This window comes from Streptomyces sp. 7R007, assembly GCF_054850255.1.
Genome location: NZ_JBTWMV010000104.1, coordinates 1 through 11,101 on the forward strand (window position 1 = coordinate 1; position 11,101 = coordinate 11,101).

Sequence of the window (11,101 nt, forward strand, 5' to 3'; positions counted from 1 at the left end):
GGGGAGTGGCGCAGCCGGCCGCCCGCGTCCACGGAGGCGGTGCTGAGCGAGCTGCTCGCCTACGCGGCCCGGGACGTTGCCCCCAGCCAGTAGCCGCACCGCCCGGTCGTTGCGCACCCGCGGCTACAAGGCCTTGCGTGCCGCCGTGCCCGAGCCGTTGAGGAGCTCGTTGATGAGCTGAGAAGTCTCCATCTCCAGCGAGCAGTCCAAATCCCGGTTGATTTGTTGCAGGCGGGTGATGGCTGTGATTGAGAGTGCCGTAGTTGGTGTGGTGGGTGGGTTGTGAGCTGGGGTGTTGGGGGTTTGCTGAGAAGGGGGCGGGCTCTTTTCTTGAGGCTTCAGCGGTGGTGATGAGTTGTCTGACCTGCGGTTGTCGGGGTTTTGATAATGGTGTGGTGGTGTTAGTGATGGCGTCTGGTATCTAAAGGTCCGGCGCGTGTTTGTGCTGGTCAGCGTCTTGTTGTGTGGTCGGGGTTCGGTGGGTGCTGGGGGGTGATGCCGGTCTAATACAGGGCGGTGTCGAGGTCGCGTGCACTCCAGCTGTCGGCGGGTTCAGGGGCGTGGTGGAGGAGGTCGTCGAGGAGTTGGAGGTAGCGGCCGTAGCGTCCCGGTGTGGGGGTGAGGGTGAGGCCGAGGGTGGTGAGGGCGTGTTGGACGCGGCGGTCGTAGACGGCCATCCGCCGCGGTGCTGCTGTGGTGAGGACGGCTGAGGCGAGGGCGTCGCCGGTGCGCAGGCCGGGGAGTTCGGCGATGACGGCGCGTCCTTGGCGGGCGGCCTCGCTGCGCGGGACGGTGGTGTCGCGGACAGCGGTGACGGTCCGCTCGGTGACGGCGCGGACGTGGGTGTCCGGCAGGGACATCAGCGCCGGTACCCAACGGGTTTGCGCGGTCAGCCGTTTCCAGACGGTGAGGGCTGCGATGTCCGTCTTGCCGAGGCTGCCCGTGTGCTCGGTTCGTTGTGTGACCTCGTGGAAGACCTCGTTGTAGTGCGGTGAGACGCCGGCCAGGTAGTCGGCGCGGGCGGGGACCAGGACGTCCCACGCCCTGGCGTAGAGAGCGGCGGGTTTTTCGTCGGCTCTCTTGGCGGGGCTGTTGTTCACGTGCGGGGTTTGCCTGTTCTGGCGTTGTGGTGGGTGCGGGGGCGGCTTGCTTCTTCGGCGAGGTGGTCGAGGGGGATGGCGTCCAGCGTTTTCTTGGTGATGCGTTCGGTGCCGTCGCTGATGGCGGTGATGGCTGCTTGGCGGATGAGGCGGGCGAGGCTTCCGATGCGGCCGGCGGTGCGTTGGTGGAGGTAGGTGGCGTGGCGGGGGAGTGTGCCGGGGGTGTGGTGGGTGAGGTCGAGGGCGGTTTCCATGTCGGTGATGAGGTCGGTGAAGGGGCGGGTGTGGCCGTGTCGGGCGGGGAGGGGGCCGCAGGTGATGAGGCTGGCGCGGCCGGCGAGTTGGGCGCCGCGGACGCCGGTGAACAGGGGGGTGGAGGCGACGTCGATGCCGGTGTAGACGAACGTGGCTTTGATGCGCTCGGTGAGGTCTTTGAGGAGGTCGGTGGCTTCGGCGCCGGTGGTGGTGCGGGGGTTGAGGCGGTGGATCTCGTCGATGAGGATCAGGCGGACGCCCGCTTGGGTGTAGGTGTGGCAGACGGCTTCGGTGATCTGGGTCTGGGTCATGCGGGTGGTGACGGGGATGCCGAGGTAGCGGGCGAATTGGGTGGCGAGGGTCTTGGCGGTGGCGCCGGGCGGCACCAGCAGGTACGCGACGGGTACCTGCTGGTGGGCGTGTCCGGGCGGGGCGGGGTGGGTGCGGATGTGGGCGAGGTGGCAGGCGCGTCCGACCTCGAGGAGGGCGGTGGTTTTCCCGGCGGCGGCGGGGCCGGTGACGATCAGTGAGGGGCGGGCGGTGGTCTGCTGGTGGCGGCCGAGCAGCATCAGGGTGCGGACCTGGGTGGCGAGGGTGTTGATGGCGGGGGTGCGGACGGTGACGAACTGGGAGTGGTAGGCGAGGCGTTCCTCGCGGCTGCGGGGCGCATCGCCGGGGCGGGGCGGGGTGGGGGGTGGGGTGGTGGCGAAGTGCTGCCAGCCCTGCCAGGTGGTGATCGGCCAGTCCGGTTGTGCTGGGTGCGGGCCGGGCGGCGGTGGTGGGGTGGCGGTGGCGGTGTGCGGGTGGGGTTGGGGGTGGGTCACCAGTTGAGGGCTTCCTGGGCGGGGTCGTAGAGGCCGAGTCCGGTGTACGGGACGGGGGCGGTGTCGCCGGCCTCGTCGTCGGCCTGTTCTTGGTCGTCGGACAGGTCTTGGTCGTCGGGTGGGTGGTCGAGGTCGTCGAGGCTGTCGTCGTCCCGGCCGTCGTCGTCCCGGGCGGCGTCGTCGGCATGGTGCGGCATGGGACGGGTGGTGGCTGGGGGCGGGGGTGTTTTCAGGGGGGCGGTGCGGGTGATCAGGCGTTGTTCGCGGGGGGTGGCGGTGCGGGTGCGGGCGCGGCGCATGAGCTGGTCGAGGGCGTCGGCGAGGTCGGCTTCGTGGGTGTCGCGGTCGTCGCTCACGCGGGTGGTGGTGGTTTTGATGTGCTGCCAGGTGGCGTTGTTGAAGGGGGCGTGGATGTGGTCGCGGTGGATCCAGGGGATTTCGGTGAGGTGGCCGTCGGGCAGGCGGATGTAGATCTGGCGGGCGTCGTGGGGGTTGGTGTGGATCTCCCATTTGCCGCCGCGGGCGGCGTGGGGGGAGGGCTGGCCGCGGTAGGGGGCCAGGACGTCCGCGTCGTAGGTGCGGTGGTCGATGCGGATGCCGCGGGCGGTGATGGGCTGCCAGCGCACGGGCAGCAGTTCGAGGTAGTCGCTGCCGGTCAGGGGGAGGGTGACGTGGCCGGCGACGGCGATGAGGGCGGCCCACATCTGGTTGGGGGTGAGGGCTTTTTTGGGCAGGGTGGGGTGGCGCAGGCCTTCGTGGGGGCGGTGGTGGTAGTGGATCAGCCATTCGTCGAGGAGGTCCTGCAGCTGGGTGACGCTGAAGCAGGCCTCGGTTTCGGTGTCCGTTCCGCGGCGGGTGACGTCGGATCCGGTGTAGCCGGGCAGGTGCTGGCACCACAGGGCGTTGATGGTGCCGAAGGCGCGCTCGACGATGCCTTTGGCGCTCGGGGCGTGGGGCGGGGTGGGCTGGACGCTGATGCCGAGGATCTCGCAGGCCGCGGTGAATGCCGCGGACAGGTAGATCTTGCCCCGGTCGACGACGATCGTCTCGGGCACGACCACCGGCCGGGCGGCTGCGCCCTGGAGGCGTTCGTCCAGGCTCATCAGCCGCTTCAGCGGGGGCAGTGGGGTGTAGGCCAGGTGCAGGGCGTCGGGCCAGGTCGGGCGGGCGGGGTGGGGGACGGCCATCTCCGCGAGCAGCAGGGCGGCGTCGACGGCCTGGGTGCCGGCCGGGCGCAGGACGGCGGCGAGGATGGCGCGGGTGGCGACGTCGACGGCGATGGTCAGCTCGGGCCGTCCGGTGGTGGAGTCGTCGAAGACGGCCATCACGTCCAGCAGGGTGGTGTCGACCTGGACCTGCTCGCCCGGCCGCAGGGCCACGGTCGGGGTGAACGCCCGCCGGCCGGCCGGGGTGTTGGGGCCGGCAGCGGGGCGGTGGGGGTGTTCGGCGGGCCCGGCGAGCTGGGTCACGAGCCGGTAGAAGGTGGCCTGGGAGGGCATCGGCACCGTGCCGGGGCCGTGCCGGTCGGCGAGGATCTGCGCGACCAGGGGCATCAGGCCTTTGACGGTGCCCTTGGAGCGGCCGCGCTGGCGGCGCAGTGCTTCCTCGATCGCGGCGATGACCCGGTCGTCGGTGCGCCCCGCGGGGCTGGGGCGGCGGGTGGTGCGGTGGTCGATCAGCCCCCACAGGCCCTGTTTGCGGTAGGCCAGCCGCATGCGCTGCACGGTGGTGCGTGAGACGGTCCCGAAGCCGGTCGCGGTCAGCTCCGCGGCTTTGGCCTGCTCGCGCTGGGCGAGCGTGAACCGGTCGGGGTCGTACGCGGGCCGCGGCACCTGGCCGGCGCTGGGCTCGCCGGGGAGGCCGGATTCCACCTCGCGGATGTGGCGCTGCCAGGCGAGCGCCCGGCGGCGCGCGTCCTCGGGCGCGGTCTCGAACAGACCCCACTGCGTCACCGCCTGTGGCCTGTCGGTGCCGACGATGCAGAAGGATGCATCGGCGAACAGGTGCCCGGCCAGCACGCTCTCGTCTGCGTTCTCACCCGCCAGGTGGATGAGCTGCCCGGCCACGGCGACGACCTGCCAGGTGGACTCCCGGAAGCGGACGTGCGCGCCGACCTCGAGGACCGGCCTGCCGGTGTGCCGCCCGCTCACCGCCCGCCCCCGCGGCGGCGGCCGGCTGCGCGCGCCGCGCCGCCGGCGCCGTCCGCTGCGGGGCGGTCACCCGCCGACACGCTGCTCGAGGCACGGCTGACGGGTTCGGGACTGCTGCCGCTGCTGGGCGGACGTTCTGCACTGCCGGTGCCGGTGCCGGGGCTGAGGAGGGCCCGTTCCTGCAGCGGCACGTCCAGGGGCGTGGTCAACTGCCCGTGCCACAGGGCGTGGAAGACGGCGGGCATGACCTCGATCGGGTCGCCGACTGCTTCGGCGCCTTCGATCAGCGGCCGCGGCCGCGTGAAGGCTTTAAGGACTGCGGGCATGAGGCCCGCTCGGCCGGCGTTGCGGGGGTGGCGGTAGCCGGCCAGCCATTTCAGGTTGGCGGCCAGGATGTCTGGCAGCGGCTCAAAGCGCCGGTAGGTCCAGCCGGCCTGAGCGCACGCCGCCTGAAGAACCGTGGCGGCCTTCAAGGCCCGCTGTCCGCCGGCCTCCGGGCGGCTGGGGCAGTCGGCCAGCAGGGCGGTGCCGTCGCGGTAGCGGGCGAAGAGCTGCGGCGTCCACGAGCGCACCTGGCCGCGCCTGTTGCGCCACATCAGCCGAACCGGCCGCCCGGCCAGGCCGACCACCTCGGGGTCGCGGTCCAGCACCATCAGCTGCGCCCGCATCGCGGCCGACCCGCACACCACGTGCCGGCCGGTCGTGGCCGACCACCACAGGCCGGGCCCCCACCGCCGCCCCGGTACCACCGGGAACGCCGAGGTCGGCTCCAGCTCCTCGAAGGCGACGGCGAGGACGGCGTCCGCCCACCGCTGCTGCACCACCTGCCCCAGGGGGTCGAGGAAGACCGCCTCCCACCCGGACCCGGTATCCGCCTGCGCGTCCTGTGCGCGGCCGCCCGCTTTGGCCGCAGCGTCCTTGCTGCCCACCCGGCCCAGTCAAGCCCGTCTTGCCCGCGGCGCGGGCGGCTTCACGCATATTGACCACACGGCGCCGGACAAGGAGCTGCCACTGCGCAAGGCATCGCGCACACCCGCCGCATCCTGATCACACCCACCACTGCGCTGCCGGCCGCTCGTCGTGATCGGCCACGAGCACATCCGCCAGGACATCGGCCGGCAGGCGGGCCCAGTACGCCAGATCCTCCAGTGCCATCCCGGCGGTGAGGGCTGCTGCTGCGGTCTCCCGTACGGCCTGGTCGATCAGCGTGGCGGCGTGGCCGAGGGTGCGCAGCAACTGCCGGGCGGCGTCGGCGGTCTTGCCGTACTGAGCGCCGCGCAGCTGGAGCAGTTGTTCCTGGGCGCTCTCGATCGCCCGGGTGATCTGGGCGCGCTGTTCGGGGGGTACCGCTGCCCGCCACGTCCTTCCCGCGCCGGGCGCCTTCTTCTCCTTGCCCAGCACCCGCAGCTGTCCTGCCATGCTCACGGCCTGGTGTTCCTGGCGCAGCCACCACAGGTCGGACTCGTAGCCGGGCGGTCCGCCTTCGCCGCGGCGCCGGCGGATGACGGCGCCCATCCAGGAGGTCAGCGGGCTGCCGTAGTCGGTCGCCGCCAGCGGCCCCAGCCACTCCCGCCCGACGTGTTCGCCCAGGTGGCGGCAGAACATCCCGTCAGCGGGCAGCGGCCGCGGCCGCAGAGCGCCGCTGTCCCTCCAGACCAACTCGGCCATGGCCGGCTCCAGCAGCGCACCGGCGACGGCCACCACCTCGGGGAAGACGGCCGCGTCCCGTCCCACGATCCGCCAACGCCCCAGATCCGCACCGGCGTTGCCGCCCGCCAGGTGATGCAGGCGGCGTGGCCAGATCGTCTCCTGCTCCCAGGTGTAGGCGTGTTCCCACCAGCGGGCCACCACTGCGTGCGCCAGCGCGAACACCCGCTCCGGCTCAGCCCCGGCCCGCACCGCCCGCCGCGCCACCCTGGCCCACTGCCGCTGCGCCGCGATGACCTCCGGCACGCCGCTCAGATCGAGATGCTCGGGTACGTGGTCGGTGTCCGCGTCCAGCAGCCACCGTCCGTGCCGGACGCACACCCGCTGCCAGCGCGCCGCGTACCGCACCACTCGGTCCGTTGTCCCGGTGCGCCGGGCGGTGCACAGGCGGCAGCCGAATGCCACCGGCCCGGCGAGCGCGCCGCCGATCCGCCACGCTGCCGCGGGCTCCGCATCCGATCGGGCCGGCAGTTTGGCGTCCTGCTGCCCCCAGGTCGGCAACGCCCGCGCCAGCACGTCCTGTTCGACGGCGCACAGCCGGGCCAGGACCTGTCGCCCCGCCGCGTTCAGCAGCACCTCGGCATCGGCCCGCAGATTGCCGCTCTCGTGCCGGGGCGGGTAGTTGCGCCACTGCCAGCTGCAGCGCAGGGCCGTGGTCTGCAGCCCGTAGCTGGCCGCGGCGCGGTTGATCAGGGATGCCGTGGTCTCCCCGGTCACGGGTGCGACCCGCAGCACCCCGGTGTGAGCAGCGGAGTTTGTCGGCGATCTCACCGCGGACCGTCTCCTGGAGTTCGCGGAAATTGCCGGTGGAGGGGTTTGAGGGCACGGCCCGTCCGAGCGCGCGGTCATCGGCTGTTCGCCGCCTGGTCGAGGTGGTGGGTGAGCGCGGTCTGCCAGTGCCGGTCGGTTTCGGGCAGTGGGGTGTGGGTGATGCGGGTGAGGGTGCCGTCACTCAGCCATCGGTGGTAGCGGCGGAGGCAGGTCTGGAAGGGGCCCAGGGCGTGGGGGAGTTGGGTCCAGGGCTGGTGGGTGCAGGTGATGTGGAGGATGGCCTCCAGGAGTTGGCGTTGGCTGCGGCGGCGGCCGCCGTGGTGGGGGAGCGGGGTCAGCAGGGCGGACAGGATCGTCCAGGCCTGGTCGGAGATCCGCGGCTGCCATCCGGGCGTGTGGTCGCTCAGCGCGGTGAGTTCGTCGATGAGGTCCTGCTGGCCGGGGTGGAGCAGGGGGCGGCGTGCGGCCTGTTGGGTGAGCCAGGCGTCGGCGTGGTCGGCGCCCGGGGCGCCGGGCCACCAGGTCATGCCGTCCGGCAGGCCCCTCTGGTGGTGGCGGCAGGCCCACCACGTGCGCTGCCAGGCGATCGGCCAGGGCGGGTCCCACCAGGCGTCGAGGGTGCTCAGCTGGGCTCCCAGCCGGGTGGGCCGGCCTGCCTGGCGCTGGCGGGTTCGGGCGTGGGCCAGCCAGGTGCCCAGGGGGAAGCCGTCGAAGTCGGTGGGCCGGGAGAGAGCGAGGTGGCCGTGGCGGCCGGCATGGGCGCGGGCTGCGGCCAGGCCGTCGGCGGCCGGACGGCGACGGTGTGGCCAGGTGTGGAAGCGGGCCACCTCGCTTTCGGTGAGGCCGAGGTGGCCGAGCAGGCGCCGCTGGTTGGGGTGCAGTTGGGGGTAGTGGGTGATCTGGTGGCGCAGCCACCGCTCGAGCCAGCGCGGCAGCCCGTCCAGGTTGTCCCCGCCGGTGACTGTCCCGTGGGCGCGCACGTGGGTGCGGGCCCGGTACCAGGCGCGCTGCCAGTCCACCGGCCAGGGCGGGTTCCACCACGCGTCCAGCCGGTGAAGCTGCGCCGCCTGCTCGCTCGTCAACGACGCCGCCTGGGCACGACGGTTGGCCAGCCACCGCCCCAGATCGAATCCGTCCCCTCCCCGGCCGTCGGTGTGCGGGAGGGCCAGATGACCGAACTGCTCCACATGCCGGCGGGCCTGCTCCAGCCCCTGCGTGAACAGCTCCTCTCGCCACTGCTCCAGACCTCGCCCCGGCCCCACCCGCCGCGGCACCGTCAGCTCCGCCCGCCCGGCCCCCGCGTCCGCCTCACCGGCCCGCTCGTGGCCGCCTGCGTCGTCGCCGCCCGGGCCGGCCGGCTGCCGCAGTCCCGGGCCGAGCTCCACCGGCCGGTGCGCCATGGGCACCCACCACATTCCATACCGGCCCTGCCGGGACCGTGGTTCCGCCGCAGTGCGCCGCCGGCGGATGACGGCCTGCGCCCAGGACGCCAACGCCCCTGAACCGGCCTGCACGTCCGTCTCGCTGAGCCAGTTGCGTCCCAGCCGCTCACCCAGGGCGGCAACCACCCGGCTGCGGCCGCCGCCGCGCACCAGGCCAGCGGCCAGGGCCTGCAGGCGGGGATCCAGCAGCGCCTGCGCCACCAGCACGAGTTCTGGGAAGACCACCATCTCCCGCACCAGCAACCGCCACTGCTCATCCCCCCACCCCTGCGGATGGCCTGCCGTACGGGCGGTGGCCGCCGCGACCTGCTCCAGACGCGGCCCCCACGCTTTCTCCCGCGCCCAGAATTCCTCCCGCTGCCACCACCCGCACACCACCGCCCGCGCCAGCGCGAACACCTCACGCGGCCGCACGCCGGCCGCCTGCGCGGCCGCTTCCACCCGCCCCCAGCGCCGCTGCGCCCGCCCCAACTCCGCCGTCATGGCGGTCACTTCGGCGAACTCCAGCGGATGCCCCTCACCCACCGTGAGCAGCCACCGGCCGTGGGCCGCGCACCAGCGCCGCCACGCCGGCCGGTAGACCCACACCGGCCGCCCGTGAGCCCCGCGCCGGGCCGCACACGCCCGGCATCCGAACGCCACCGGCCCCCACGGAAGCGGCCCCACCCGCCACCTCGCCCGCCCCACCCCACGATCGTCCTGCCCGTCCAGCGCATCTGGTCCGGCCTGCCACGACGGCAGCGCCCGGGCCAGATGCGCTTCCGGCACCCGGCACCACCCGGCCAGCTGCCCCTGCGCGACGCTGTCGAGCAGCACCTCACCGTCCGGACGCCCACGGTCCTTTAGCCGCAGCGGGCTGGTCCAGCGCCACCATTCAGCCAGGTCGGTCACCTGAAGCCGGTAGGCGGCCGCCACCCGGTGCAGAAACGACCACGTCGTCTCACCCGCCGCGGGCACCACCCGCACGACCGCCTCCACCCCAACCGCCTCCCACCCGCGACCCCATACCCGCGGCATGCCCGCGGCCCGCCGCGCATCCCTGGCCGGCCTCGGCGCCGATGCACGGGCAACGAGCCTCGGTGGCGTCCGGTAGCGGCAGCCCCGCCCATGCGTCCACGTCGGCGCCGCGGCCGCCACCACCTCGGCCGGGCCTGGCCGGGTCTACCGGCGGCTCGCCCCGCACCCGGACACGACCGGCGCAGCGACCGCATCCTGGTGCGGCCCACTCGACGTCACGGTCGAACATCCCGGCCGGCTTGTGCACGGCGTGTCTTTCGATGAGAGAGGTTCGCCCGCTGAGGCGGTAAGTCCGCGGCCACGCCCTGCCGGCAGTGGGCGCGCCGGACCGGATACGGCTCCGGCCCCCTCCCTGACGGCGGAACGCCGGGGGAGGGGGCCGGATGGTTGGTAGCGGGGGCGGGATTTGAACCTGCGACCTCTGGGTTATGAGCCCAGCGAGCTACCGAGCTGCTCCACCCCGCGTCGACGCACCCAGCGTATGCCATCAGGCAAGCAGCGGCAGGGATTTACCCGCGCCCCGGCGCGGGTACGAGGCGATGCACCGGCGCGGCGGCGCGTCATTCCCCGCCGGTTGCGGCTGCGCTCAAGCTGCCGCCCGCCCGACCCGGAGATCTACCGAGGAAAGAGACGAGGTCCGGCGCCGGAGCGGTCCTCCCGGGCACCTACTCGTTTTGGTCCGTCCCTCTCAGATGCAGGGACCAGTCCTTGAGCTGCTGGAGCAGCTCGGTGGCGCGGGCATGCCCGGTGGGCCAGAACGGCAGCACGACCAGGGCCGGAATGCAGCACACCGTGACGACCAGCAGGGGCAGAAGACACAAGGCGATCACCAGGGGACGCTGCCGTCCCTTGAACAGGGTGGCCGCGGCGGTGAGAAAGGCGGACATGACGGTAGAGGCATCCTTCCCGCCCGTGCCTGCGGCCCGGACCGACCGGGGCAGGATGTGAGGCGACGTCCTCAGCTTCAGATTCCTCCCCCGTTGCCGGAAGCCGCACCGCCAGGACCAATGTCCGGTGGGACCATTGCTCTTTGCGCAACACCACAGGGGGGATTCATGGGGGGCGGAGGGCACGCGCAGCCGGAGCTGGGGCCGATCAAGGAGAACGTGGCTGAGCCCGATCTCTCTTTCGTCGTGCGCCTGCGGGAGCTGTACCAGCACAGCGGCTGGATGTCGCTGCAGTCCTTCGCCGACGCCGTCGGCTACAGCCGAGGCACGCTCTCACGCTTCCTCTCCGGCGAGCGACGTCCAGCGGCAGACTTCCTCGGCAAGATGTTCGCCGCGCTGGAGGACCAGACAGGCCACCCGGTGACCGAGGAAGCCCAAGCCGGCACCCGGCGCCTGTACTTCGAATGCATCCGGGCCACGCGGCCACACGAGTACCAGGTCTTCGAGCTCGAGGAGAACCTCAAGGCCTCGTACTGGGAGCACCAGGCGGCCGAGCGTCTCATCCACGATCTGAACCAGGACCTGCGCGAAACCCGCATTCAACGGGACCAGATCGACCGGGAACGACGCGCCTTGGAGCAGGCCGTCGCACGCGACGCCGCCGAACACAGCCAGCTGCAGCAACGCCTGACAGACGAACAAACCGCCTACGACACCGCCCGGAGCACGCTCACCGAGCAGATCGCCGAGCTCGTCGACGCTCTGAGTCAGGCGGAACAGGGCCGGGAGGAGGCCCGGCAGACGTGCGAAGAGCTCCGCGAGCAGCTACGCACGGCACAGATACGCGCCGAGGACGAACGACAACAGCTCATCGACGACCAGGAACAGCAGCTCCGCGCCGAACGGGAGCGCCGCGAGTCCTTGGAACAGACCCTCGCAGAAGTACTA

At 72.5% G+C, this 11,101-nt stretch carries 8 protein-coding genes and 1 tRNA gene; 1 reads left to right on the forward strand and 8 read right to left on the reverse strand.

All coding sequences use genetic code 11. The features are described from left to right. Positions 1 to 503 precede the first annotated feature (503 nt). The 8 genes from ACYF6T_RS43705 to ACYF6T_RS43740 form a co-directional block, all read right to left on the reverse strand. Entirely contained in the window at positions 504 to 1,100 is a 597-nt protein-coding gene (locus ACYF6T_RS43705; RefSeq protein WP_461703558.1) for a hypothetical protein, read from the reverse strand. After that, positions 1,097 to 2,092, reverse strand: coding sequence for a TniB family NTP-binding protein (locus ACYF6T_RS43710; RefSeq protein WP_461703565.1), 996 nt, complete (start codon positions 2,090 to 2,092; stop codon positions 1,097 to 1,099). The genes ACYF6T_RS43705 and ACYF6T_RS43710 overlap by 4 nt, the downstream gene beginning before the upstream one ends. Before the next feature lie 83 nt (positions 2,093 to 2,175). Further along, positions 2,176 to 4,329 (reverse strand): transposase, encoded by a 2,154-nt coding sequence (locus ACYF6T_RS43715; protein WP_461703559.1) that lies wholly within the window; start codon positions 4,327 to 4,329, stop codon positions 2,176 to 2,178. Continuing rightward, on the reverse strand, positions 4,326 to 5,258 hold the full coding sequence (locus ACYF6T_RS43720) for a TnsA-like heteromeric transposase endonuclease subunit (protein WP_461703560.1): 933 nt from the start codon (positions 5,256 to 5,258) through the stop codon (positions 4,326 to 4,328). The genes ACYF6T_RS43715 and ACYF6T_RS43720 overlap by 4 nt, the downstream gene beginning before the upstream one ends. A 118-nt stretch (positions 5,259 to 5,376) precedes the next feature. Further along, a complete protein-coding gene (locus ACYF6T_RS43725) occupies positions 5,377 to 6,807 on the reverse strand; it encodes a DNA-binding protein (protein WP_461703561.1) in 1,431 nt (476 codons plus the stop codon). Between the two features lie 74 nt (positions 6,808 to 6,881). Further along, positions 6,882 to 9,215, reverse strand: coding sequence for a Helicase associated domain protein (locus ACYF6T_RS43730; protein ID WP_461703562.1), 2,334 nt, complete (start codon positions 9,213 to 9,215; stop codon positions 6,882 to 6,884). Positions 9,216 to 9,654: 439 nt separating this feature from the next. After that, positions 9,655 to 9,731 (reverse strand) — tRNA-Met (locus tag ACYF6T_RS43735). A 200-nt stretch (positions 9,732 to 9,931) separates the two neighbouring features. Beyond that, positions 9,932 to 10,153: a hypothetical protein gene (locus ACYF6T_RS43740; protein WP_461703563.1), complete on the reverse strand. Its 222-nt coding sequence runs from the start codon at positions 10,151 to 10,153 to the stop codon at positions 9,932 to 9,934. Positions 10,154 to 10,372: 219 nt separating this feature from the next. Here ACYF6T_RS43740 and ACYF6T_RS43745 point away from each other — a divergent pair. Continuing rightward, a partial coding sequence (locus ACYF6T_RS43745; protein ID WP_461703564.1) for a helix-turn-helix domain-containing protein occupies positions 10,373 to 11,101 on the forward strand: 729 nt, incomplete at its 3' end.

Bases quoted from the DNA above. Each gene is read 5' to 3' on its own strand.
- ACYF6T_RS43740 (WP_461703563.1), bottom strand. From the start codon at position 10,153: ATGTCCGCCTTTCTCACCGCCGCGGCCACCCTGTTCAAGGGACGGCAG.